24 protein-coding genes are annotated in these 24,380 nt (G+C 39.0%); 16 read left to right on the top strand and 8 right to left on the bottom strand.

Annotated elements, in window-relative coordinates; genetic code table 11:
- Window positions 1-7 precede the first annotated feature (7 nt).
- Window positions 8-7,003, top strand: a complete 6,996-nt coding sequence (locus NST59_RS12015; RefSeq protein ID WP_341040630.1) for a DNRLRE domain-containing protein — start codon at window positions 8-10, stop codon at window positions 7,001-7,003.
- Between the two features lie 4 nt (window positions 7,004-7,007).
- A complete protein-coding gene (locus NST59_RS12010) occupies window positions 7,008-7,499 on the top strand; it encodes a DUF2716 domain-containing protein (protein ID WP_144490351.1) in 492 nt (163 codons plus the stop codon).
- 71 nt (window positions 7,500-7,570) lie between these two features.
- Here the strand turns inward: NST59_RS12010 and NST59_RS12005 are convergent, their stop codons facing one another.
- A complete protein-coding gene (locus NST59_RS12005) occupies window positions 7,571-7,702 on the bottom strand; it encodes a hypothetical protein (RefSeq protein WP_260980324.1) in 132 nt (43 codons plus the stop codon).
- Between the two features lie 374 nt (window positions 7,703-8,076).
- On the opposite strand from NST59_RS12005, the gene NST59_RS12000 reads away from it, so the two are divergent.
- The 9 genes from NST59_RS12000 to NST59_RS11960 all read left to right on the top strand — a co-directional run bounded on the left by NST59_RS12000 (window position 8,077) and on the right by NST59_RS11960 (window position 12,934).
- Window positions 8,077-8,553 (top strand): hypothetical protein, encoded by a 477-nt coding sequence (locus tag NST59_RS12000; RefSeq protein ID WP_144490350.1) that lies wholly within the window; start codon window positions 8,077-8,079, stop codon window positions 8,551-8,553.
- Between the two features lie 191 nt (window positions 8,554-8,744).
- Window positions 8,745-8,924: a hypothetical protein gene (locus NST59_RS11995; RefSeq protein ID WP_247544503.1), complete on the top strand. Its 180-nt coding sequence runs from the start codon at window positions 8,745-8,747 to the stop codon at window positions 8,922-8,924.
- Window positions 8,908-9,093, top strand: a complete 186-nt coding sequence (locus NST59_RS11990; RefSeq protein ID WP_247544504.1) for a YxiJ-like family protein — start codon at window positions 8,908-8,910, stop codon at window positions 9,091-9,093. The genes NST59_RS11995 and NST59_RS11990 overlap by 17 nt, the downstream gene beginning before the upstream one ends.
- An 18-nt stretch (window positions 9,094-9,111) precedes the next feature.
- Window positions 9,112-9,261, top strand: a complete 150-nt coding sequence (locus NST59_RS11985; protein WP_186315120.1) for a hypothetical protein — start codon at window positions 9,112-9,114, stop codon at window positions 9,259-9,261.
- Between the two features lie 80 nt (window positions 9,262-9,341).
- Window positions 9,342-10,211 (top strand): alpha/beta hydrolase, encoded by an 870-nt coding sequence (locus NST59_RS11980; protein WP_144490349.1) that lies wholly within the window; start codon window positions 9,342-9,344, stop codon window positions 10,209-10,211.
- A 75-nt stretch (window positions 10,212-10,286) separates the two neighbouring features.
- Window positions 10,287-10,643: a winged helix-turn-helix transcriptional regulator gene (locus NST59_RS11975; protein WP_012010675.1), complete on the top strand. Its 357-nt coding sequence runs from the start codon at window positions 10,287-10,289 to the stop codon at window positions 10,641-10,643.
- Window positions 10,644-10,882: 239 nt separating this feature from the next.
- Window positions 10,883-11,515 (top strand): 3-hexulose-6-phosphate synthase, encoded by a 633-nt coding sequence (gene hxlA, locus NST59_RS11970; protein WP_039180128.1) that lies wholly within the window; start codon window positions 10,883-10,885, stop codon window positions 11,513-11,515.
- Window positions 11,512-12,069, top strand: coding sequence for a 6-phospho-3-hexuloisomerase (gene hxlB, locus NST59_RS11965; protein ID WP_144490348.1), 558 nt, complete (start codon window positions 11,512-11,514; stop codon window positions 12,067-12,069). Before hxlA ends, hxlB begins: the two co-directional genes overlap by 4 nt.
- Before the next feature lie 139 nt (window positions 12,070-12,208).
- Window positions 12,209-12,934: a DsbA family oxidoreductase gene (locus NST59_RS11960; RefSeq protein WP_144464487.1), complete on the top strand. Its 726-nt coding sequence runs from the start codon at window positions 12,209-12,211 to the stop codon at window positions 12,932-12,934.
- A gap of 149 nt (window positions 12,935-13,083) precedes the next feature.
- Here NST59_RS11960 and NST59_RS11955 read toward each other — a convergent pair whose 3' ends face one another.
- Entirely contained in the window at window positions 13,084-14,172 is a 1,089-nt protein-coding gene (locus NST59_RS11955) for a GntR family transcriptional regulator (protein ID WP_144490347.1), read from the bottom strand.
- Window positions 14,173-14,444: 272 nt separating this feature from the next.
- Between NST59_RS11955 and NST59_RS11950 the strand changes: the two genes are divergently transcribed.
- The 4 genes from NST59_RS11950 (at window position 14,445) to NST59_RS11935 (ending at window position 19,632) form a co-directional block, all read left to right on the top strand.
- Window positions 14,445-16,070 carry a xylulokinase gene (locus NST59_RS11950; protein ID WP_144490346.1) on the top strand — a complete coding sequence of 542 codons (1,626 nt, stop codon included), beginning with the start codon at window positions 14,445-14,447 and terminating at the stop codon, window positions 16,068-16,070.
- Window positions 16,064-16,768: an L-ribulose-5-phosphate 4-epimerase gene (locus NST59_RS11945; protein ID WP_039180113.1), complete on the top strand. Its 705-nt coding sequence runs from the start codon at window positions 16,064-16,066 to the stop codon at window positions 16,766-16,768. The genes NST59_RS11950 and NST59_RS11945 overlap by 7 nt, the downstream gene beginning before the upstream one ends.
- A 17-nt stretch (window positions 16,769-16,785) precedes the next feature.
- Complete coding sequence (gene araA, locus NST59_RS11940) at window positions 16,786-18,207, top strand: L-arabinose isomerase (RefSeq protein ID WP_327841472.1); 1,422 nt, start codon at window positions 16,786-16,788, stop codon at window positions 18,205-18,207.
- Between the two features lie 84 nt (window positions 18,208-18,291).
- The gene (locus tag NST59_RS11935) at window positions 18,292-19,632 is read left to right on the top strand and encodes a sugar porter family MFS transporter (RefSeq protein WP_034280034.1); all 1,341 of its coding nucleotides are present in this window, start codon (window positions 18,292-18,294) and stop codon (window positions 19,630-19,632) included.
- Between the two features lie 40 nt (window positions 19,633-19,672).
- Here the strand turns inward: NST59_RS11935 and NST59_RS11930 are convergent, their stop codons facing one another.
- Window positions 19,673-19,885, bottom strand: coding sequence for a hypothetical protein (locus NST59_RS11930; RefSeq protein WP_144494454.1), 213 nt, complete (start codon window positions 19,883-19,885; stop codon window positions 19,673-19,675).
- Between the two features lie 250 nt (window positions 19,886-20,135).
- On the opposite strand from NST59_RS11930, the gene NST59_RS11925 reads away from it, so the two are divergent.
- Complete coding sequence (locus NST59_RS11925) at window positions 20,136-20,414, top strand: spore coat protein (RefSeq protein ID WP_039180101.1); 279 nt, start codon at window positions 20,136-20,138, stop codon at window positions 20,412-20,414.
- A gap of 37 nt (window positions 20,415-20,451) precedes the next feature.
- On the opposite strand, the gene NST59_RS11920 is transcribed toward NST59_RS11925, so the two are convergent.
- From NST59_RS11920 to NST59_RS11900, 5 genes are all read right to left on the bottom strand, one after another.
- The gene (locus NST59_RS11920) at window positions 20,452-21,120 is read right to left on the bottom strand and encodes an ABC transporter ATP-binding protein (RefSeq protein ID WP_341040628.1); all 669 of its coding nucleotides are present in this window, start codon (window positions 21,118-21,120) and stop codon (window positions 20,452-20,454) included.
- Window positions 21,113-21,658 carry a hypothetical protein gene (locus NST59_RS11915; protein WP_034280043.1) on the bottom strand — a complete coding sequence of 182 codons (546 nt, stop codon included), beginning with the start codon at window positions 21,656-21,658 and terminating at the stop codon, window positions 21,113-21,115. Before NST59_RS11915 ends, NST59_RS11920 begins: the two co-directional genes overlap by 8 nt.
- A gap of 21 nt (window positions 21,659-21,679) precedes the next feature.
- Entirely contained in the window at window positions 21,680-22,219 is a 540-nt protein-coding gene (locus NST59_RS11910; RefSeq protein WP_341040627.1) for a stage II sporulation protein M, read from the bottom strand.
- Window positions 22,182-23,087: a hypothetical protein gene (locus NST59_RS11905; protein WP_341040626.1), complete on the bottom strand. Its 906-nt coding sequence runs from the start codon at window positions 23,085-23,087 to the stop codon at window positions 22,182-22,184. The genes NST59_RS11910 and NST59_RS11905 overlap by 38 nt, the downstream gene beginning before the upstream one ends.
- A gap of 933 nt (window positions 23,088-24,020) precedes the next feature.
- Window positions 24,021-24,347 carry an uberolysin/carnocyclin family circular bacteriocin gene (locus tag NST59_RS11900; RefSeq protein WP_024423066.1) on the bottom strand — a complete coding sequence of 109 codons (327 nt, stop codon included), beginning with the start codon at window positions 24,345-24,347 and terminating at the stop codon, window positions 24,021-24,023.
- Window positions 24,348-24,380 lie beyond the last annotated feature (33 nt).

The raw sequence follows: 24,380 nt of genomic DNA, 5'->3' as shown, positions 1-24,380 counted from the left end.
GATTAATATGAATCTAAAAAGAAAAGTAAAATGGAAAAGGAATATCGCAGCACTATTAGCCTTTGTGATGCTTTTATCAATGTTTCCTTCTGATATTTTTGCAGAAGAACATGACGAAAATACAAAATCAAGTCATAACCTCTTAGAAAAATTAGATGATTCAAAAGCCCTTGAAATGGCAGGGATTGACGAAGACGAAATTGGAAAAGACGGAGAAGTTCTTTCAGAAAGAACAGAAAACAGCAAGCTTTTTTATGAAGGAGAGGGTGTATTTACGCAAGAGGTATATCCTGATCCTATTCATATAAAAGATGCCCCAGACGCTGAGTGGGAGGACATCTCTCCTGAATTAAAGGAGATCTCGAAAAAAGAAATAGAGACAGAAAATGCAAGATTAGAATCAACTTTTCAAAAGCAAATGAAGCAAGGACTATATGCTACATTTGAACACAAGAAGCATCAAATTGAATTTTCAATTTTAAAAGCTTCAGGTAAAAACAAATCAGAAATCAATTCCAAGGATACCTCAGCACAATTTAAAGAGAACACCAATGAGCTTACATATGAAGAGGTATTTCCAAATATAGATTTACGATCATTTACATTTAATGAAAACATCAAAGAAGATATTGTACTCAACCGATATGATGGCTACAATTCTTTTACATTTAAAATAAAAACAGATCTAACTGGGGAAATTGAGGAAGATGGTTCTATTACATTTTATGATCAGAAAAAACGGACCATTTTTCAAGTACCAAAACCGTTTATGACGGATTCTAATTTAGATGAAAAGTCAGGTGAAGTGGCTCGCTCAGAAGATGTGAGCTTTAAACTAGAAAAAGAAGACGATGGCTATTTACTTCGTGTGACTGCTGATGAGAAATGGCTTAAGGATCCTGAACGAGTTTATCCTGTGTCTATCGATCCATCGACTTCTTTATCTGTGTCAGCAGACACATTCATCATGAGTAAATACCCAACAACAAACTATTCATCCTCTACGCAAAAATGGGATGCTAATCTGAAAAGTTATGTACTGAAAACCGGTTATTATGATAAAACAACTGGTACAAACTACGCCTTCATGAAGTTTAATTCATTCAAACCGATTCAAAATATGAATGTAACAAAAGCGACGCTCAAAACGTATGTTGCTCATTCATATTACGGGACGAAAGCAACTGGTCTTTGGCTGGATACAGTGAATGCCAACTATGATCATACAAAGCTAACATGGAACAATAAACCAAGTTCTAAAAACATCGGTAAAGCCAATGTTTATAAAGGACAATGGGCGAGCTATGATGTGACATCAACCATCAAAGCTTGGAATAGTGGAACAGCTAACTATGGCTTTAAATTACATGCAAATGGAAATGGACAAGACCATTGGAAAAAAATAATCTCATCAACAAACTCTACTAATAAACCAGTCATTGAAGTAACGTATACCATTCCACAGGCAAATGCACCAACTGTAAAAGGTTTTAGTAATGGAAATGGGACAGGCTACTTCAATTTAAGTTGGAAAAAGGTAGCTGGCGCAAAAGGTTACAAAGTGTGGCTATACAACGGAAAAGAATATGAAGCCATTTCAGTTGGAAATGTGGCATCATGGAGTACAAAAGGAAAGAATATATGGCCAACAGCGAGCGAGATAGCAGCAAAAAAATATAAACTTCATTTAGACGGAAAAGGTGGCACTGAATTAGCAGTTGATCCTTCTCCAGTTTACAAAAACTCAGGCGGTAAGTATGCGACAAGTAAAAATTATTGGGTAGCTGTAAGTGCGATTTTTGACCAAGGTGAAGGCGCAATGTCAGCAAAGGTAAAGCCTGTCGTGCCGAATGTTGCTAGAGCGAAAGCACCTAGTACAAAAGGTTTCAATAATAATAACGCAACAGGTTACTTTGATCTTTCTTGGACTTCAGTTTCCGGTGCAACTGGTTATAAAATACAAATGTTTAATGGGAAAAGCTATGAGACATTGGATCTTGGGAATCAAACATCATGGTCAACTAAAGGGAAAAAAGTATGGCCGACAGCTGCTGAGATCAAAGCAGGTAAATATGCATTGCACCTCCAAGATGGTAAAGGGGCGGAGCTTCCAATTCATCCTGGTGCGACTTATAAAAATGCTGGAGGAGATGCGGCTCAAAAACATTATTCCTTCAGAGTGATTGCCTACAATAAAGATGGAGAAGCTATTGCTTCACCGCCAGCCGGACCAACTTTACCTGATCTATCTAGACCAAAAGCTTTATCTGGATATGCTTATACCAATACAAAAGAAAGCCAAACAGGTTATATCAATTTACATTGGGACAAAGTGAAAAATGCAAAAGGGTATAAAATTAACATCTATAATGGTAAGGCATATCAATCATTTGATGTGGGTGATGTCGATCATTGGACAACACAAAACAAGAATATTTGGCCAACTCCTGATGAAATTAAAAGTGGGAAATATGTGCTTCATACAGATGGGAAGGGCGGGGAATTAGCGCTAGACCCATCACCAGTATATGAAAATGCGAATGCAAATTATAAAGGACGTAAGAACTACTCCTTTACCCTTTCCGCCTACGATGCAAATGGAGAAACCATTCCGACACCAGCCTTTAACCCGACATTCCATGAAGGGGCCGAATTCCTTGGAACAGAGGATTACTGGTCGATTATTGATATACCAGACGGTCAGCTTAATGGTGCAACTGGGAATGTGATTGTCAGTGAAGAAGAAATGTCGATTGATGGAAGAGGACCGGGGCTTGGAATTGGCCGAACGTACAACAGTTTAGATGCAGCTGACCACCTGTTTGGTCAAGGATGGTACGCAGATGTAGAAACGAGTATCACCCCAACAAAAGAAGGTGCTATCTATCTTGATGAGGATGCCACAACTCATGTTTTTACAAAAAAAGCAGATGGTACGTATCAACCACCAACAGGTATTTTCCTTGAATTAACGGAATCAAAAGATGAATACATGTTAAAAACGAAGGATCAAACCTTTGCGCACTTTAGTAAAAACGGTGGGAAAATCACCAAGGTTGTAGATGGACATAAAAATACAACGACATATAAATATAATGAAAACAATCAGCTCACTTCAATGGAAGATGCATCTGGCCGAAAAATAACAATGGATTATGATGAAGATGGTCATATCATTTCGGTTCAAGGACCAAAAGGGAAAAAGCTTTCATATGAGTATGATGCAGGTTTACTAACGAAAGTCATAGATTCAGATGGAACAAGTATCTCATATGAATACGATAAAGATGGCAAATTGATTAAACAATTCTCTCAAAACAGCACAGAAGATCAGCCTGTTTTTACAGAATATCAATATGAAAATCATCGTTTAGTCAAGGCAACCAATGCAAAAAAAGAAACATTTGAGTACGCATATGATATGTCTAAAAAGACACTCATGCTGACACAGCCAAATGGTCGAAAAATACAGTATACGTATAACGAAGCAGCCAATCCAATTCAAGTTGTAGATGATGCGGAAGGGCTTAAAATCACCACTAAAACGAAATATGAAGGCAACCAAATCGTAGAAGAAATTGACCCAAATGATGTAGAGAAAGGAAAAGCTACAGAAAGCTATTCGTATGACAAAAATGGCAACGTCATTCAGGCGAAAGATGCTTATGGGACAGAAACCTACGAGTATAACAAAAACAATGATGTCACTAAAGTGAAAGATACAGAAGGAGATATTACAGATATCGCCTACGATGGATTAGATGCTGTATCTGAGACAGATCAAAGTGGAAATATGTCTTCAGCAAGTATTTATGATTCTTACGGGAATTTGATACAAACAAGTAAAGAACTTGCTGCAGGCGCGAGTATTTTGAAAAATGGCAGTTTTGAAGATACGCTAACTGGCTGGAAGCTTACAGCATCTAAGGATGACGGGAAATTAGCGCAAATAGCTGGGAAAAGTGGTGCGTTATCGGGGGGCCGAGTATTAGAGGTCAGTTCACAGTCGACAACTGAAGGAACAGAACTTGGCTATTCTTCGGCTACACAAGAAGTAATACTAGAGCCAAATACGACGTATACACTGAGTGGGAAAATAAAGACAGAACTAACGAAAGCAAGAGCATTTTTTAACATTGATTTAAGAGATACAAACAATAAACGAATTCAATGGATCAGCAACGGCTACAGCACATTATCAGGCAAAAACGATTGGACAAAACGCCAAGTTTCGTTTACGACGCCATCTCATGCAGGCAAAGCTGTGATCTATATGGAAGTGGATCATCGAGATAAGGCTGGAAAAGGAAAAGCCTGGTTCGATGAGATTCAGCTGGAAAAAGGCGAAGTTTCATCAAGTTACAATCCAGTCAAAAATAATTCCTTTACGGATAAAACAATAAGCTGGAGCGGAACAGGTGGTTCATTAGATAATGAAGAAGGCTTTAACGATGACGTTTCGTTAAAAATTACAAGAACTTCTTCAACTCAAGCAAATGCCATCTATAAACAATCTGTACCGATTGAACAAAGTGCGAATGATCAATCTGTGTATGTCACCTTGACTGGGATGTCTAAGGCTGAAAATGTCAAAGCTTCAAATGAAAATGATTACTCACTTCAAGCGTCCGTTACGTATACAGATGGCACAACAGGAACGTTTAATGCAAAATTCCCAACAGGTACACAAGAGTGGAACCGAGCGGCGGTTGTCATACCAAAAACAAAACCATTGAAAAAAGTCGACGTTCAGATTGTTTTCCAAAAAAGCGCGACTGGAACGGTTTGGTTTGATGATATCCGTCTAGTAGAAGGTAGTCTGTTAACGAAAACCACTTACGACGAGAAAGGGAACTATGCTGTTAAAGAAGAGGATGAGCTTGGTTACTCATCTCAATCTGCCTTCGATGAAACAGGCAAAAAACTTTCTGAAACCGATGCGAAAGGCGAAAAAACAACATTCGAATATGACCAGGCTGATCAGCTAAAGAAAATCACTTTATCTAACGGGACATCCATTGTGAGAACCTACGATAAAGAGGGCAATGAACAGTCGAAAACCATTCGTGCAGAGTCAGATCAGACGTATCAGTTTGAATACGATCTGATGGGTAAATTGACAAAAACCATTGATCCATTAGGGAATGTGTTGAAAAGTGAATATGATGCGAATAGCAACTTAATCAAAACCATTTCTGCAAATGGACATGAAGTGTCTCTCACGTATGATGGTACAGACCGAGTGAAATCCAAGTCATACAATGGAACAGAAAAATATAACTTTAGCTATGATAAAAACGGAAACGAAACAACGGTTGTCAACAAAGAACAAAACACAACCAAAAACAGAACGTTCGACCAACAAAACCGCATCACAAAGTTAGCAGAGCGTGGCAGCAGCCAAACTTGGACGTATCCAGCCGATTCAGATAAACTGAAATCCTTTGAATGGACACACGGAAATCAAAAAGGGACGAACCAATTCAGTTACAATAAGCTTGATCAAATGACGCAGATGAAGGATTCGAGTTCTACGTATTCGTTTGATTATGATGAAAATGGAAATGTTCAGTCCTTTATAACAGGTAACGGCAGTGGTGCTAGTTTTGCTTATGATGAGCGCAATTTAATTAATGATTTGCATATTGGAACAAACCAAGGCACAACGATCTTAAACGAAGCTTACGAATATGATCAAAATGGAAACAGAATAACGATTGATCAAGGAAGTAACGGGAAGATTCGTTATGAGTATGGAAAATTAGATCAATTGATTAAAGAAACTCATCCAGATGGAACGGTCATTGAGTACACGTATGATGGATTTGGGAACAGAAAAACAGTCACAACAGAAAAAAATGGCACTAAAAAAACAATCAACGCTTCATTCAACATCATGAACCAACTGACAAAGGTGAATGATGAGACATTGACATATGACAAAAATGGCAATAGAACGTCTGACGGACAGTTCACTTATGAATGGGATGCAGAAGATAACATTACAGCCATTACGAAAAAAGGGGAAGACAAGCCATTTGTCACTTACAAATATGATGAGCGTGGATACAGAATTCAAAAAACTGTGAATGGAAAAGTCACCAATTATTTTTATGACGGTGATAGTCTGAATGTTTTATACGAAACAGATGGAGACAACGAAGTCACAAAAGCATACACATACGGTGACAGTGGACAACTCCTTGCCTTCACACAAAACGGGAAAAAATATTTCTATCACTACAATGCACACGGTGATGTCATAGCCATCACAAATAGTGCAGGGAAAATCGTTGCTGAGTACGAATACGATACATGGGGAGTTCCAACTAAAGTAAAAGAAGATGAAGAAGTAAAAGGAAACCCATATCGCTATGCTGGTTACCGCTTCGATGAAGAAACAGGACTTTACTATTTAATCGCCCGCTACTATGAACCGAGAAACGGTGTATTCCTATCACTTGACCCAGATCCAGGAAGCGATGGAGATGCACTAGATCAAAACGGATATACTTATGGCAACAACAACCCAGTCATGAATGTGGACCCAGACGGCCATTGGGTATGGTATGTTGTGAATGCAGGATTTGCCGTATATGATGGATACAAAGCTTATAAATCAGGTAAAGGCTGGCGGGGGGTAGCTAAAGCTGCAGCAATAGGTTTAGTCGGAAGCGCTGTGGTTAAAGGTGCAAAAATAGCTTATAAGGCGTATCGTCTTAAGAGAGTGCATAAGGCACCGGCGCATGTTAAAAAAGTAGCAAAACATATTTCCTCTAAAGGAGGAGCAGCACCGAAAGGATATAAAGGTGGAAGCACATATCGCAACAAACCTAAGAAAAAAAGATATTGGAAGCTACCTGGAAACACAACATATAGAGAATATGATGTAAAACCAAAGATTAAAGGTATAAATAGAGGTAAAGAGAGAATTGTGTATGGAAGTAATGGGAAGATGTATTATACTAAAAATCATTATAAGTCATTTAAAAGAATAAGGTGAAGAAATGAACTGGGATATCTTAACCGAAAAAAAAAATGAAGAGTTATGGAATATGGTTCATAAAAAAATCAAATGGAATCCTGGTAGTAAATTAGTAAAAATAAAACCTCCAAAACCATACAAAAGGTTTTATATTAAAATGAGTGATCGAAATACAAAGTATAATTTAAATGAACTAGAGGAATTCGAATGTGATATTTTAACTTTTTTTAAAAAATGCACTAATTTTAATGAACGAATATACGCTTTGGAATGGCAACACTCAGGTTATTCTTTTTCACCACATTTGCCGATGGAATTAGATGATTTCGGAGAATGGCTTATTCCACCTTATCCTGATGGAGATTATCGTTTTTTCTTTAAAGCGGATTTGGAATGGGGGGTACTGGGGGATCCCGTTCAACATCAAATTATTATTTACGGTGAAAGTTTGTTGTTAGAAATTGAAAAAAACAAACCCAAAATTTTAAAAGATCGTAAAAATAGTTTTTTTTAGATTGTTAAAACAGAATTATTTTAAATGCAAAAATATATTATGTGAAATATAAATTTTCATTTTGAAAAGATTTAAATGATTTGATAGTGGTATTGGAAATGTGCTTTGTAGTATGTACTATAAGGCACATTTTGTTTTTCGGTTAAATAAACAACAAGTTGATGAACATCGCAAAAAGGCTCAATGACATTGAAACGAATCATTAAATGACTCTTGTTTGCAAGCGCTATCGCTTGGTGGTTATAGGTGTGTACAGTTTTTTGGTTCGTTTAATCCAACCTCTATGCAGACATCTAAGATAATCATTAATATTTTACAAAAAATTATCTAAAAAACAACAATTGAGGTTAATGATCCAGATGGCTATTGTATATGAGTTGAGGCCAACGCAAGATTATGGATATAAAGTTTATGAATCAGGAAATTACTAGGAAAAGAAACTTCAGTAGCAACAAGGAACTGATTCGAAATTATAAAATTAAATATTAAATTTTACATATATCTACATGTTCTGATTTTGATACTGTAGAATATTTTAGTTTCGTTAATGTTTTAATTTGATGAGGTGGAGCAAGTAATGAGAATCGTTTTAGCAAAAGAAAAAGATCTATTCGAAGTAAATGAATTAATAAAGAAAATCAATTTAAACGTAGAAGAGTATAACTGGATCATAAGCGATGTGACACTCACAATGCTTCATGATCGAAAAAATCAATTCCATTCAGAAGTGATTCCGGATTACATGGATTTTTTATTTCTAAAGGGTGAACATTTCAAAAAATTCTTACATGACTATTCTTATTCTTTTATTTTCGCTGTTTTGACCGCATTGCCTCGTCATGTAGATCATTTGAATATCAGTTCAATACCTCAAATTGAAGGTAATGAACGATATTGGAACGTGAATTATACACCCATTATTCCTCAAGCTGTGTTTGAAATCGGTTTTTTTGATTCGACAGATGTTATTTTTACAGGAGATCAGAAAATCTTAAGCGAATTTCGAGAAAAAGCGGACTTTATATCATTTGAAGAATATATACAAACTCCGTGACATGATTTGTTAGGAGAGTAAATGAAATGTTTAGTAGTTTAGAAAGATGAATCTAATGTAGCTACCATCCTCATGGGATATGGCACTTGAACAATGAAATACTTGAAGAATCTGATGCAAATGCAAATTTTCTATTTAACATAAAAGTCTAGATGAGAATTTACAAACAATGAGAGAAAGGGGAAAGGTCCATGAAGTTCAGCCAAGATAAACAAGGCTTAATCAATGATTTGAAGCAGCGCTATCAATACTTGTTAGATTCCACTTATCCAGATGATATCGTCTCTTTTGAAGAAGAAACTGGTATGCCCTCAGATGATTTTTATTTATTTTTTTTCACTTGTTGCAGGCAGTTTGAGTTATGTGGTTGATCATAAACGAATACCGAAAAAACAGTTAAACGTGTTACGTCAGTCATTTGAAGAGCAATTCCCTCAAATCAAATCGTTTTACCATATCCTTGAATCGTATCCTTTATTGCATTCCTACGTTCAATACAATGAAAAAACAAGAAAACGAATCATTGCACTTATACAATAACGTCTTGGAGGACAAACAATGACATGGTTTTTAGATGAAAAAATCCAGAAGCAAATCCCTGATTTCGATATCAGTCATCTAAAGCAAATCAATGAATTACACTACTTTAAAGAGTATAATGAATATGACGACTTGATCAATTGTTTTGCTCTTGCACATCCCATATGAATCTAGTATCGAATTTAATCGTGCTAGTTTATCTATATATCTGCTACTCATGCTCCCCCATCCCAACATAGAAAGGTGCAATGACATTGAATCGAATCTTGAAATGGCTCTTATTTGCAGTAGTCATCGCTGGCTTATTGGTATGCGCATTCTTTGTGTTCCGTTTCAACCAGCCTAAACCGACGACAAACATCCATTATGCAGACACACAAAATAAACAGCAAACACTCGATATGTACATGCCAAAGGGCAAAGATGAAGACAAAAAGAAGAAGCATCCTGTGATGATCTATCTCCATGGCGGCGGCTGGACAGGCGGCGATAAGAATAGAGTCGCTTCAAAGGCTGATTATTTTACAGGTCAAGGGTATGTGTTTGTTTCAATGAATTACAGGCTTCACCCTAATGCCAACTATGAGCAGATGGCAGATGATACGGCAAACGCCATTAAATGGGTGAAGGATCATGCGGATGAATATCAAATCGATTCATCAAAAATCAATGTCATGGGTCACTCAGCGGGCGGTCATTTGACGGCGCTGGTTGCTACAGATTCGACTTATTTAAAACGTGTGGGGCTGTCGCCAAAAACAATTAATTCCATTGTGATTTTAGACGGACCGTTAAACCTCAATCAATTTATACAAGCCATCCCATCGTACAAAAAAGTCTTTGGCAAACAAGAGAAGAACTGGACAAAGGCATCACCTGTCACTTATATGAATCAAAAGAATTTACCACCTGTCTATTTGGTCACGGGCTGGGAAAATCCTGAGGTGTACAGATTTGCTGAAAAACTGAATCATGACAAAGGCTCTCGGTTTGTTTTTCGGGTGCATACGCTGAGCCACAGTGACTTGAACAAATGGTTTGGATCAGACAGGGCGCCAAAAGAAGCACAAAAAATGACGGAGGCTGTGATGGCTTTTGTTAAAAAACAAAATCAATAACGAAGACCATATGCTAGGCAATCCATTTTGTTGCAGTTATGATAAAACCTAAGTGGTTTGTTATTAAAGGAGTGTATGTCGTTGTCATCACGAATGGAAAATAAAGTGTTCAACTGCGAAAAGGAGCTGACGCTGAATATTATCGGCGGTAAGTGGAAAATGCTGATTTTATGGCATCTGGGCAGAGAAGGGACAAAACGTTTTGGTGAGTTAAAGTCGTTAATGCCTGGGATTACGCAAAGAATGCTTGTCAATCAGCTAAGAGAATTAGAGGAAGATCACATTGTGCACCGGGAGGTTTATCCTGTCGTCCCGCCAAAGGTTGAGTATTCTCTCACAGAATTAGGAGAAAGCTTAATGCCGATTTTAGAGGCGATGTATGATTGGGGAAAACAGTATCTCGACAGCAATTTCTTAAAAGATGATAAATAGAAAGACTACCGATTGTAGACAAAGGGCTAAAATAACTTTATTTTAGCCCTTTGTCTTTACCCTGAGATACTGCCCAAAAGACAGTATCTTTTTTGTAACCATATGCGGAAAAGTATAGTATGTAAAAAAAAAGTGCGTACTTACATTGCGTCATTCCTGTTGTTATACTCATTTCATCGTTCAAGATGCATCATCCGCGGAGCTCTTGAAGATGAGATGAAAAACGGGAGTGAAAGTTGATGAAATTACAATTAGCATTAGATTTAGTGAATATACCAGAGGCAATTGAGCTGATCAAAGAAGTAGAAGCATCCATTGATGTGGTCGAAATTGGGACACCTGTTGTGATTAACGAAGGGCTTCGTGCTGTAAAAGAAGTCAAGCAGGCTTTTCCGAATTTACGTGTACTCGCTGATTTGAAAATTATGGATGCTGCCGGCTATGAAGTGCAGCAGGCATCTGAAGCTGGAGCAGATATCGTCACCATTCTTGCAGCGGCAGAAGATATGTCTATTCAAGGAGCGGTGAAAGAAGCGAAAGCAAGAGGAAAACAAATTTTAGTTGATATGATTGGCATCAAAGATATCGCAGGCCGTGCAAAAGAGCTGGATGCGCTTGGAGTCGATTATATTTGTGTGCATACAGGCTATGACCTGCAAGCGGTTGGTCAAAATTCATTTGCTGATCTTATGACGATTAAAGAAGTTGTCAAGCAAGCGAAAACAGCGATTGCAGGTGGAATTAAGCTTGATACGTTACCTGAAGTCGTGAAATTAAACCCTGATTTAATCATTGTCGGCGGCGGTATTGCAAGCCAGGACAATAAAGCAGAAGTGGCTGCACAAATGAAACAGCTGATCGCACAATCATGAAGACCAGCGACTATGTGAAAGCCATTTTAAATGAGCTTTCTGATCATTCGTCTGCCATTCAAGACGAACAAGCAGAGCGTCTGGTCACAAGTATTTTATCTGCACAAAAAGTCTTTGTGACAGGTGCGGGCAGATCTGGCTTGATGGGAAAATCGTTTGCGATGAGACTTACTCATATTGGCGTCAAGGCATATGTAATTGGTGAAACGAATACGCCTTCTTTTACAGAAGAGGATCTTTTGATTGTCGGGAGCGGCTCTGGCCTTACAGAGTCTTTACTCGTCCTTGCAAAAAAGGCAAAAGCAATTGGCGGAAAAGTGGCAGCATTCACGCTTTCTGCTGAGTCACCTTTAGCTGATCTATCGGATGAAGTCATCTTATTGTCAGGTGCACCGAAGGATCAACAGGAAGGAAACCATCATACCATTCAGCCAATGGGCTCACTATTTGAGCAATCGCTTCTTCTGACATACGATGCGGTCATTTTAAGGTTAATGGAAATAAAAGAGCTCGACACACATAAAATGTACGGTCACCATGCAAATTTAGAATAGGTATTTTCAAAGCCTTTCCTTTCTTAAAAGGAGAGGCTTTTTCATTTAAATCAAGATCAGAATCTTGACATCATCTATTTGATGTAACTATAATTGTTACATCGTTAAAGAAAAAGTGCAGCACGGAAGGAAGATGAACATGAAAGTACAAATTTGGTCAGATATCGCCTGTCCTTTTTGTTATATAGGAAAAAAACAGCTGGAAACAGCGCTAGAACAATTTCCAGAGAAGGAACAGGTAGAGATAGAGTTTAAAAGCTTTGAGCTTGATCCACATGCACCTGTTGATGTCGATCATGACGTTCACGATATGCTTGTCAAAAAATATGGCATGAGCCGCAGCCAGGCCATGGCAATGAATGAGCAGGTGAAGCAGGCTGGTAAAGAGAAAGGAATCGATTTTCAATTCGATCCGCTCGTGTTGACAAACACTTTTGATGCTCATCGATTGGCGCAATATGCTGGTCAAAAGGGGAAAGGTGATTTCGTCATGGGAGAGCTGTTTCAAGCGTATTTTACAGATGGAAAGCATGTTGGTGACCGTCAAACTCTTTTAGACATTGCAGAAAAAGCAGGTCTTGACTTAAAGGAAGTAGAGCAAGCTCTTGACAGCGAGGAATTTGCAGATCATGTACGAGAAGATGAAAAAGAAGCGAGACAGCTTGGTATTAATGCCGTACCATTTTTCTTAATCAATAACAAATATTCAGTGGCAGGTGCACAGCCAGCAGATACGTTCCTGCGCGCACTTGAAACAGCTTGGACAGAGGAAGCAGCTCAAGCAGAGAAAGCTGCTGACAATGCGTTTGAAGCGGCATGTGCAGATGGCGTATGTGCGGTGCCTTCCCCTAAAGAAGAGGCATAATAGATATGTTCCCTATCTTTTTATAAGATGGGGATTTTTTATTGATTCATGATGGATGAGGGGAAACACATGTCTTTCATTTCAGGAATCCGACCCATTCACGCCTTATGCTGGAATCTAAAATAAAATGAGCCACTTGGAGTAAGGGCTCATTTTATTCGTTTGATCGTTTCACCTGGAACCAATTCAGGCTCGTAAAACGTTTGATCAGGGAGATTCTTTTTCCCTTGTACTTTTTTAATCATCCAGTCTGCTGCATCACGGCCCATTTGCTCCTGTGGATGGGTCAGTGTTGTCAGCTTCACATGGGCATTTTTCTGGGCAATATACGAATTATCCTGTCCAATAATCGAGAGATCATCTGGAATGGACAGCCCGATTTCGCTGCATACATTGGCTACTTCTAAACTCACCTCATCGTTATAGCAAACAAGGGCGGTCAATTCATGTCTGTGCGACATCAGAAATGTGTGAATTTGCTCTCCCAAATGCTGCTTTGATTCTGTATCGAAAAAGAGCACATGCTCAGGCAGGAAATTAAGCTTCGCTTCACCTAGCGCTTGAATATAGCCCTTCATCCGATATTTTCCCTGTAAATCATCTGTTTTTGAAATAAGTCCAATTTGCTGATGGCCCGAGGTGATCAGCTCTTTTGTGGCTAAATAGCTGGACTTCACATCATCTAAACAGAGAAAAGGAACCTCTAGCTGCTCATAATAGGCATTGATCATAATGAGCGGTACATCCTGTTCTTTAAAGGATAAGTAGTACGAAATGTTTGGATTATATAAATTGCTTTTCGTCGGCTCGACAATAAGTCCGTCCACCCCAAAAGATAGCATCATTTCCAGCGCTTTTTTCTCCTGCTCAACATCGTTATTTGTGCTTGCCAGTAACAAGGAATAGTTCTCTTCGTTTAATCGGCTTTCAATGCCTCGAATGATGGAAGGGAAAATGTAATCGGATATGTATGTTGTAATGACCCCAATCGTTTTCATATGTGCATGTCCCGCAGGTTTTGTTTGATATTGATTGGTCACAAATGTGCCTGAACCTTTTTCGCTGCGCAAAAATCCTTCGCTGGACAATTCCAAAATGGCTTTTCGAACTGTATGTCTGCTTACTTGATACATGTCTTGCAGGCTTGATTCGGTTGGAATGCGCTCCCCGATCCGATAATCCCCTGTGAGTATTTTGCTTTTTATATCATCAATAATGATCTGGTACTTCTTTTTCATCGTTTCACTTCTTTCTCAGTTGATCATCTACTCGGATTGAGAAGAAATTGTATGGACATATTTTAACATGGTTGTCGAATCAAAAACAGGCGCTTTCCTTTTCTGTCATGACCCCTCCAGAAAAAATGCAGGTTTTTGTCACATTGTGTATGTACAACTATATTTATTATTGACATATGTACGTACAAATATTATATTGTGATTGTACCAGAGAATCAATGAATCTAGAAAAACAAAATTGAAACCGCTATCAAAATGGGGGTGAACGTAGATTGAATCATAAAGAGACGGCCAAAGCCTTGAAAGAAGGACGGACATCTTTAGGCATTGAATTTGGTTCAACACGAATTAAAGCGATTTTAATAGATGAGGAATTTCAGCCAATTGCACAAGGTGCATATGAATGGGAAAGTTTTCTCCAGGATGGCATTTGGACGTACAACTTAATTGATATCATTACAGGTCTGCAAGTGGCCTATCGAGAGATGAAAGAACAGGCCGAGCAAAAGTATGGTGTGACCATTCAAACCATTGGCTCAATCGGGGTATCAGCGATGATGCATGGTTATGTGGCATGTGATCATACAGGAGAGGTTCTCGTTCCGTTCCGAACATGGCGAAATGCAACGACCATCGAGGCGAGTCAAAAGCTGACAGATGTATTTCAATTTCATATTCCAGAAAGATGGAGTATTGCTCATTTGTATCAAGCGGTATTAGAAGAGGAAAAACATCTATCCCGATTAGAATATATGACCACTTTGTCTGGATATATTCACTGGCTGTTAACCGGAAAGCAGGCCATTGGTATTGGCGATGCGTCAGGGATGTTTCCAATTGATGACGAAACGAAGGACTACAATGAAGAAATGCTCCAGCAATTTGAAGCATTGATTGCAGAAAAAGGCTATCCGTGGAAGCTTCGTCACCTTCTGCCGCGTGTCTATTTAGCAGGCGAAGAGGCTGGCGTGTTAACTACAGCAGGAGCAGCCATTTTGGATCAGGGAAAACATTTGCAGCCAGGCATTCCATTTTGCCCGCCGGAAGGTGACGCTGGAACGGGAATGGTGGCGACAAACAGTGTAGAAAGGCGCACCGGGAATATTTCTGTTGGGACATCTGTTTTTGCCATGATTGTGCTAGAGCAGGATCTAAAAGGTGTCTATCCAGAAGTGGATCTTGTCACGACGCCGGATGGACTGCCAGTTGCCATGGTTCATGCGAATAACTGTACAAGTGACCTAAACGCTTGGGTGAATATATTCAGAGAGGCATTTGAAGCACTAGGCATGCAAGTGGAGTCAGAAAGGTTATACGAATCCCTATTGCAGCAAGCTTTAGAAGCAGATCGAGATGGCGGCGGACTCTTAAGCTATGGCTATTACTCTGGTGAAAATATTACGAGACTGCCAGAAGGAAGACCTCTTTTTGTCAGGTCTCCTGAAAGCCGCTTTAACCTCGCTAATTTCATGCGCACCCATTTGTTCTCCGCTTTTGGTGCTATGAAAATAGGCATGGACCGGTTAAAGGAACAGGAGCATGTAGTGATTGACCGCTTACTAGGGCATGGGGGATTATTTAAAACACCGCTCGTTGGACAAAAAATGGTTGCCGCAGCGCTGAATACACCTGTATCAGTCGTTTCAACAGCGGGAGAAGGTGGTGCGTTTGGGATGGCGGTCCTTGCTTCATATATGGTCCATCAACATCAGCAAACATTGGCTGAATTTCTTACCCAACGAGTATTTGCCCATACATCAGAAGAGCTCATGGAGCCCGATCCACTCGATGTCAAAGGCTTTGACGAATTTTTAAAGCGCTATCAAAAGGGGCTTCCGATTGAAGAAGCGGCAGTAGCGCATCTGATGCAAAAGAAAGGAGTGACAACGGTATGCTAGATCGCTTAAAAGAAGAAGTGTATCAAGCAAATTTAGATTTGCCAAAATACGGACTTGTGAAATTTACATGGGGCAATGTCAGTGCATGTGATCGTGACAGTGGTTTGTTTGTGATTAAGCCGAGCGGCATAGCGTATGACCAACTATCAGCAAAAGATATGGTCGTGGTGAACTTTGACGGTGAAGTGGTGGAAGGAGAATTCAGCCCTTCGTCAGATACAGCTACACATGCGGTTCTTTACAAACACTTTGAGGAAATTGGGGGCATTTCACATAGCCATTCTATGTGGGCAACCGTTTGGGCGCAGGCAGGTCTTGATTTACCAGCAATGGGCACAACACATGCCGATACATTTTACGGCGCTGTTCCGTGCGCTCGTTTTCTGACAGAAGAAGAAGTCAATCGCGGTTATGAGGTAGAGACCGGCCGGCTGATCATCGAAACGTTTGAGAAAAGAAACCTAGATGTCATGGCGGTGCCGGGTGTATTGCTTCAAGGGCATGGTCCGTTTACATGGGGGAAGGATGCAAAAAGTGCGGTCACAAACAGTGTGATTTTAGATGAAGTTGCCAAAATGAACCTTTTTGCCAAGCAATTGAACGAATTTGCGGAGCCATTGCCGCAGCGAATTTTAGATAAACATTACTTAAGAAAACATGGAAAGCATGCGTATTACGGACAAAAACCTTCAAGATAAAGAAAAGAGGGATATCAATGTTAACAAGTCAGAAAAAAGAATTTTGGTTTATCGTTGGGTCACAGCATCTATATGGTGATGAAGCACTGCAGAAAGTAAAAGCAAATGCACAAAAGATGACAGATGCCTTAAATGAGAGCGGTTTACTTCCTTATCCCGTGATCTTGCAGGAGCTGGCTGTCAGCGCCGATCAAATCACAAAGCTAATGAAAGAGGTCAATTATCGCGATGAAGTCATTGGCGTGATGACGTGGATGCATACATTTTCTCCAGCGAAAATGTGGATACGTGGCACCAGCCTTTTGCAAAAACCTCTTTTGCATCTTGTCACACAATTTTATGAAAAGATCCCTTGGGACACGATTGATATGGACTATATGAATCTTCATCAATCCGCACATGGAGATAGAGAATATGGCTATATCAATGCACGTTTAAATAAACAAAACCAAATTGTAACCGGTCATTGGTCAAAGCCTGAAGTGCAGCAGCAAATTGCTGATTGGATGGACGTTGCGGCTGCCTATCATGAGAGCTTTCACATCAAAGTAGCCCGGTTTGGTGACAACATGCGGCATGTGGCCGTGACAGAAGGCGATAAAATCGAAGCGCAGATTCAATTAGGATGGACCGTTGATTACTTTGGAATAGGCGATCTCGTCGAATATGTAAATGCAGTAGAGGAAGAAGAGGTAGATGCATTATTTGCTGAGTATTTAACGCAATATGATGTGAATTATGGAACGTATTCAGTTGACGAATGGGAAAAAAGTGTCAAGGTGCAGGCGCGATATGAAATCGCCATCAAACGTTTCTTAGATGAAGGCGGCTATCATGCCTTTACAACAAACTTTGAAGATTTACATGGGATGAAGCAGCTGCCTGGACTTGCGGTACAGCGGCTGATGGCAAAGGGATACGGCTTTGCTGGGGAAGGCGATTGGAAAACGGCCGCACTAGACCGCTTATTAAAAGTGATGAGCCATCATCAATCCACTGGTTTTATGGAGGACTACACATATGAAATGACGTCTGGACAGGAAGCGGTGCTGCAATCTCATATGCTGGAAGTAGATCCAGCGCTCGCCCATACAAAACCTGTCATTGTCGTGTCTCCACTTGGGATTGGAAACCGGGAAGATCCAGCACGTCTTGTATTTGATGGAAAAGCAGGCGAAGGTGTCGTTGTCTCCATAGCTGATTTTGGAACACATTTTAAATGGCTGATACAAGAAGTCGAAGCCTTTGAGCCGGAGGAAGCGGCACCTCATTTACCAGTTGCGCGTGTATTGTGGAAAATCAAACCGAATTTTCAGGATGGCGTCAAAGCATGGATTAAGCAAGGCGGAGGCCATCATACAGTCGTGTCTCTCAATTTAACGGTTGATCAAATTGTTCAATTTGCAAAGCTTGTCAATGCAGAATATGTGGTTTTATAGAAGAAGGGAGAAAGGTCTTCTACTGTTTACAGTGGAAGCACAGGGAGAAATGAAAGCGGTTAATTAAGTGAGGGGGTCATCCACTTGGAGAAAAAAGTGTCAAGCAAATTTATCTTCTTTTTCGGGTCCTTTGCAGGCATCTTATTTGGGTATGATATTGGTATTATTGCAGGGGCGGAAGGACATATTCAGGAAGAATTTCAGCTCAGCCCATTATGGCTTGGAATTGTTGTCTCTTCATTAATGGGCGGGGCCATCATTGGCTCCATCTTAAGCGGTCTCTTAGGGGATAAATTTGGCCGCAGAAAACTCATTTTGGTCTCATCCGTTATCTTTTTTGTCGGGGCTATCGGATCAGCTGTCGCACCAGAAGAGATTTCGCTCACCATCGCTCGGATCTTTTTAGGGACAGCAGTAGGAACAGCCTCATCATTGGTTCCGGCTTACATGTCTGAAATCGCTCCTGCTAAAATCCGCGGGAAATTATCTGGACTCAATCAGCTCATGATTGTAACTGGACTCTTGCTCAGCTATATTGTCGCGTTTGTGTTTGAACCCATCCCAGACAGCTGGCGCTGGATGCTGGGAAGTGCTGCTTTATTTGCGATCGTGCTTTATATTGGCATGCTGAAGCTTCCTGAATCTCCGAGATATTTGATTAAACACGGAATGGCTCATAAAGCACGAGAGGTATTAGGATCACTGCGTTCTTCTCGTGAAGAAATCGAATCAGAAATGCAGGAAATCTTAGAAGTCGCCAAAGAAGAACGCTCGGGTATTCGTGAATTGTTTCAAAAGAAATTCAGAATGGCTCTTTTCATTGGGGTTGGAATGGCGACCCTTCAACAAATTCAAGGCGCGAACTCCATTGTCTATTATGCAACGAGTATCGCTCGGAATGTAGGCCTTGCGCCGCAGGTCGCCGCAGGTTTTACAGTCATTGTCGGTGTCATTTTTGTCGTCACGACCGTGATCTTTTTACAATTTGTTGACCGCTTCGACCGCCGAACGATTCTCACTGTAGGGGGATCGGGCATGGCTCTTTCTTTCTTTGCTCCCGCCGCATTAGGTGCACTTGGCGTCAGTGAAGGAATTTTAAACTGGGTGACATTGATTTCACTTTGCTGCTTTATTTTGTGCTATGCCTTCTCGTGGGCACCGATCACTTGGATCATCATTGGCGAAATCTTCCCGCTATCTGTCAGAGGCATCGGAGCAGGTATCTCTTCTGCCTTTAACTGGACCGGATCGTTAGCAGTTGGACTCGTTTTCCCTATCTTGGCAGATCAATTCAGCTTTGGGGTCATTTTCTCCTCATTTGGCGTCATCTGCTTAATCGGACTATTATTCACCCGATTTGTGCTAGTCGAGACAAAGGGAAGAAGCTTAGAGCAAATCGAAACCGATATGGCTGCACGTGTATAAATTTAAGAAAACCATCTATCCACACGGGATAGATGGTTTTTTACTCAAGCGTCTGTTTAAGCTCATCTGGCAGTAAATCAATTAATTGATCATAGGAAGACAAATCCAGCACTTCAAGCAGCGCGTAATATTTCGCGTAAATTTCACTCAGCTGATCAGGATGATTGGTTTGATATTGATTCAGATGTAATTGAGTTAGTTCTAGTGCAATGTCTAGCTTGTTTCGTTCGAATAGCTGTGTCGTGTTGATCATATTGTTCACCTCTTATTTGATGATGAGTAGAGAAAATACAGTGAATAAAAAGAGCTTATGTGTTGTTTTCATGGATGTCCTATCTTCTCAATATATCATTTGTATAATATGTTAAAATTGCCCTTTTGTAAAGAAAGAGAAAACTAGATCGATAGTTGATTTTTCTAAAAATAGACATGCATCTAATCACGAAAGGTAACTCTAACATACGATAGAGTGTAAGTGAAAGACAACTTGAAGGGGTGTTAAGATGAGCCGAAATCGATTAGATGATTTCTTCTTTGGACCTCGCCGAGAAGAAACGGTTGTTTTCCCCACACGTCAAATTGTCAACACAAGAACGAATGAACAAACGATCAGAAAAATTCATCCAACGCATATCACAAACGTCAATAAAAACATTAAAAGAATAGAAAACTACTATCCGGTCACTGAATCGACTCACAACGAGTATATTGTAGAAGAATACGATTGCGGCAGTGATATCAAAAACCCTTGCTGCCGTCCGGTGAAGCGCTGTAAATGGTAGTGAAGGGGCTTCCTTTTATGGGATGCCTTTTGTATCGTTAACGTTCCATTTCATTTAATTGTCCTTGATCCAGCTGGAAGAAACGATTTCCTAATTCTGAATAAAGGTAGCGCTGATGGCTTGTAAATAAAACACATCGATGTGAGAATTCTTTTTTTAATAAAGAAATCGATTGTATTTGAGAGGCTTCATCAAGAGAGGTAAAAGGCTCATCAAGAATAATCAGCTCTGGAGATCTTGCTACCATACTATTAAAGAAAAGTTTATATCTCATGCCCAATGAATACTGTTTGACAGGTATTTTTAGGGCATGAGTTAAATCAAATGCATCACAAAGTGATAGAAAGGTCTCTTTGTATAAAACCTTTTCCGACTTTTTCATATTCCATAAAGACTGGATAAGCTCCATATGCTCGAAACCAGTGAGCGCATCATAGACTAAAGGTTTATCTGGAATGTACGCTACCAGACTTTTATATTGAGCGGTTCCAGGGTGATGCTGCCCGTTAAGTAAAATCGTTTCGGATGCTGAAGGAAGCAGACCTGCGATGATCTTTAAAAGTGTCGATTTACCGCTGCCATTTTTTCCAATAATACAAGCTCGATCACTTTCTTTCAGATCAAATGACACATGATCGAGAAGGTGAGAAGTCTTTTCTGTTGTTTCATAGTGAAAAGATAGCTGAGATACTTGAAGATTAGCCATTGATGAATCCTCCAATAACAAACGCAGTAGTCACCAGCATATACAAGATCACAGTTGCTAAGGCAGCTTTTTTTGATCCTTCAGCATAGTAAATAATTCCATCATAAAGGATGCGTAAAAGATATAAGTTGAATAAGAATGAAACTATTTGAATCAAGAGAAAATAGTGATCTAACTGTAACACCATCACACAATAGATCGCTGCACTATTCACTAATAAAAGAAATGCATTATAAACCAAAATAACAAGATACATTTTGCGTAAAATAAAAGCTTTATGAAAAAAATACATATAAATAGAAGTTAGAACAGTACTGAGAAAATTTAAAATGAAATAAAGCGGAATTGTCAGCAAAAAGATAAAAACAATGCTGGCAAGTTGTTTCCCAGTGGATAAAGGTTCATCTACTAACAAATCAATAATAAAAAATGTTAAAAAGACAGTCGACACAAATAAGGATAGTAAGACAAGGCCTACAATAGTTTTAATTGATTGATTCTGATTGAAAAATTGCTTAGGTCGTAGAAGTAGCTCCATGGAACCACATTCTCCTTTCTTCTATGGTAGATGTACATGGCTAACGTATTGCTCTAAAAGAGATGCTGTGAATAAAAGAACGGCTGCTGCAAAAATCAATTGAAGCACAGTTAGGATCAGTTTTTTTAATTCAATTGTTTCTCCTTTTATAAATCGATAAAGATAAATAAAAGGAAAAGAGCTGACGATTGAAAACAGAATTAATCCAAGAACTTCTACCAAAGCATGAGGAAGGAGTCCTGTGAATAGCTGCTGCGCTTCGTGATTGACAATCAGATACTGAACGAGCTTGCCGATTATGTAGCCGTTGTAAAAAAGAATGCCTGCAGACATGATCCCGCCTGTAAAAGCTCCGATGCCTAATATCGCCATTCCAACTTGTAAATTGTTTAAGAAAATAGATAGAAAAAACATCTCTTCATCCTTTTTAAGATAAGGAATCTGATCATAAGTAAGAAGGCTTCCGATTAGCACAGCTGCAATAAAGATAGCAGCGTAGAGGTAGCCGAGGCGTAGAATCAGTCTATTCTCCGATATAAAATACCTTATTTTTTTCAACATATTCAATCCCTTTATAGATGGTCTTGCGGCATAACACCCAGCAAATCACGGAAACAATCACAAAATACAAAGCAAACAGAACGCTAACGAGACTTGTAGAATGCTGCAAAATAGGTAGAAAAGAGGTCAAGATCATATAGTACATGAAAGGCAACACGAGAAAATTCCTAGCAAAGGCCTGTCCTTTATCGATAACATCTATTTCTTCATTGGTTGTCCCTATTTCATGCTCGTGAATAAAATTAAATTTTGTTATGAATGGAAACAAATACAGCTGAATCAATGGAAAAATGAAAAAGCCAACTCCCAATGCCACCAATTGAATAAGCATCTGAACATCAAAAAGTTGATATGCACTAATGATTGTTAGATTAATGAACAATAGAAAGAGTGATGGTATGGAAAATAAACAATAAAATAACTGGATTTTTGATAAGAAAAACTGCATAAGAGATGTTTGAGAAAGTCCATAAAGCCAAATATTCCTTTTTTCAGCACTTAAAGAAAATATAGAAGGGGTCAGCATTCTCATTTCATATGTTTGATTAGCTAAAATCATCACATTTAATGTGAATAATAGCTGAACTTGCAAGGTATGATGATCAATAATCGAGATCAAAGCGGTCATAACCCCGACATAGAAGAAGGCTTCATATGACATAAACATATAATTAAAAAACTCTTTAGACAGCAGCCACCTTTTTTCTTTTAGCACCTTAAGATCTTTTTGAATCAGCATATTCTTTTGAAACAGCGAGCTCTGAATTTTATCAAGTGCTTGAAAGTACCAATAAAATAAATCTCTAAAATGTTTTGAGCTTTGATCACGTTCTTTTCCAGTCGGAATCCAGCGAACAGGGGTCTTCATAAGGAGTATTGCAGCTAATATCACCACGAAAAATGTGAGAGGTGAAGTAAAAAGCGCAAGAAATTTTAGAAATACCGAATCCTGTGAAAATAAAGCATGATGGATTTGTTGAAGGTTATTCTGATATAAAGACATCAAATTGTTTGAAAGTGTAATCCAAAACGCATCTTCTGCAAGCGAAGAAATTGATTGAAAAAGTTGTCGGAAAGTGTGATAAAAAGGGAAAATTATGTTCGATATAAGAACCCTTCCGAATAAGAAGAAAAGTAAAGAGATGCTTGCGAAAAAAAGAACACGAATGATTCCAATTTTTTTTACGACAATGTTATAGATGTAAGCACCAAATATCTTATTGCTGACGATAAAAAGTAAGAAGCCTGTTAATATAACATTCAGATGCTTCAACCAGAATAACAAGTCATGCGTTTGAGCAATGAAATATTGAAAGAGAAAATAGATCAAATAAGTACTCAAGCTTGTAAAAAGAAGCCAAACCAACTCTGAAAATAAAAGCGTTTGAAAAAGACGTCTCGAGGAAACAGGTGCAAGCTGTATCAACTCTTCAAAAGGAAGAATATGCGTTCTTCTATAAGATTCAATTCCTTTGACAATAGAGAAAAGGAACAAAAATATCACAAAAGCACTTTCCCATTCTATTTGATAGACCGGAGAGTAAAGATATGAAGAAATAACGAATACAATCAGGCATCCGAATAAAGTATCTAGGATACAAGAAAATAATATGTACTGTTTAGATGAAAACGATTTAAAAAATGGAACCCTGCGTATGATAAACTGAGCTAGATTTGAATATTGTTGTTTCATTCTAATTGATAGAAGTAGTGATAATAACGGATATAACATCTTCTCACCTGCATAAAAATTTAAATAGAAGGAGAACAAAGTCTCCTTCTATTGGGTCATAAAATTGAATTACCAAGCAATAACGGCTTTACGGCCTTTTTTCTTAATTTCGTTTTTAAGGTACTGACGAATTGTCTCTTTACCAGCCGCTGCAATGAGAGAAAGACCACCTGATCCAACAGCAGTTAAAATGGAGACAATTGTTGTAACAGCCCCGCCCGCTTCAACCACGTTCAGAACAACAGCTGCAACACTGCCTGGAATACCAAATTCTTTTGCTAGATCAGCAACGGGCAGCATTTGTAGCGAGAAGGAAAAAAGAGCTAGCATAAGGAATCCTACTGCTAAAGCACCAAAAAGAACATGTAGTTTGATTTCGTTTTTTGTTTCTGTCATATCAAATTCCTCCCTTTTTTGTATTTTTATTAC

Source organism: Bacillus sp. FSL R5-0439, from assembly GCF_038008805.1.
Taxonomy (GTDB): Bacteria; Bacillota; Bacilli; order Bacillales; family Bacillaceae; genus Bacillus; species Bacillus safensis.
This window is presented reverse-complemented; position numbering and strand designations above follow the sequence as displayed.

Coding starts and splice junctions, on each gene's coding strand:
- NST59_RS11985 (WP_186315120.1), top strand. CDS start 9,112: ATGACATGGTTTTTAGATGAAAAAATCCAGAAGCAAATCCCTGATTTC.
- NST59_RS12015 (WP_341040630.1), top strand. CDS start 8: ATGAATCTAAAAAGAAAAGTAAAATGGAAAAGGAATATCGCAGCACTA.
- NST59_RS11955 (WP_144490347.1), bottom strand. CDS start 14,172: ATGAAAAAGAAGTACCAGATCATTATTGATGATATAAAAAGCAAAATA.
- NST59_RS11915 (WP_034280043.1), bottom strand. CDS start 21,658: ATGGAGCTACTTCTACGACCTAAGCAATTTTTCAATCAGAATCAATCA.
- NST59_RS11995 (WP_247544503.1), top strand. CDS start 8,745: ATGAAGTTCAGCCAAGATAAACAAGGCTTAATCAATGATTTGAAGCAG.
- NST59_RS11920 (WP_341040628.1), bottom strand. CDS start 21,120: ATGGCTAATCTTCAAGTATCTCAGCTATCTTTTCACTATGAAACAACA.
- NST59_RS11975 (WP_012010675.1), top strand. CDS start 10,287: ATGTCGTTGTCATCACGAATGGAAAATAAAGTGTTCAACTGCGAAAAG.
- NST59_RS11960 (WP_144464487.1), top strand. CDS start 12,209: ATGAAAGTACAAATTTGGTCAGATATCGCCTGTCCTTTTTGTTATATA.
- NST59_RS11910 (WP_341040627.1), bottom strand. CDS start 22,219: ATGTTGAAAAAAATAAGGTATTTTATATCGGAGAATAGACTGATTCTA.
- NST59_RS12005 (WP_260980324.1), bottom strand. CDS start 7,702: ATGATTCGTTTCAATGTCATTGAGCCTTTTTGCGATGTTCATCAACTT.
- NST59_RS11930 (WP_144494454.1), bottom strand. CDS start 19,885: ATGATCAACACGACACAGCTATTCGAACGAAACAAGCTAGACATTGCA.
- NST59_RS11905 (WP_341040626.1), bottom strand. CDS start 23,087: ATGAAGACCCCTGTTCGCTGGATTCCGACTGGAAAAGAACGTGATCAA.
- NST59_RS11900 (WP_024423066.1), bottom strand. CDS start 24,347: ATGACAGAAACAAAAAACGAAATCAAACTACATGTTCTTTTTGGTGCT.
- NST59_RS11980 (WP_144490349.1), top strand. CDS start 9,342: ATGACATTGAATCGAATCTTGAAATGGCTCTTATTTGCAGTAGTCATC.
- araA (WP_327841472.1), top strand. CDS start 16,786: ATGTTAACAAGTCAGAAAAAAGAATTTTGGTTTATCGTTGGGTCACAG.
- hxlB (WP_144490348.1), top strand. CDS start 11,512: ATGAAGACCAGCGACTATGTGAAAGCCATTTTAAATGAGCTTTCTGAT.
- NST59_RS12000 (WP_144490350.1), top strand. CDS start 8,077: ATGAGAATCGTTTTAGCAAAAGAAAAAGATCTATTCGAAGTAAATGAA.
- NST59_RS11925 (WP_039180101.1), top strand. CDS start 20,136: ATGAGCCGAAATCGATTAGATGATTTCTTCTTTGGACCTCGCCGAGAA.
- hxlA (WP_039180128.1), top strand. CDS start 10,883: ATGAAATTACAATTAGCATTAGATTTAGTGAATATACCAGAGGCAATT.
- NST59_RS11945 (WP_039180113.1), top strand. CDS start 16,064: ATGCTAGATCGCTTAAAAGAAGAAGTGTATCAAGCAAATTTAGATTTG.
- NST59_RS12010 (WP_144490351.1), top strand. CDS start 7,008: ATGAACTGGGATATCTTAACCGAAAAAAAAAATGAAGAGTTATGGAAT.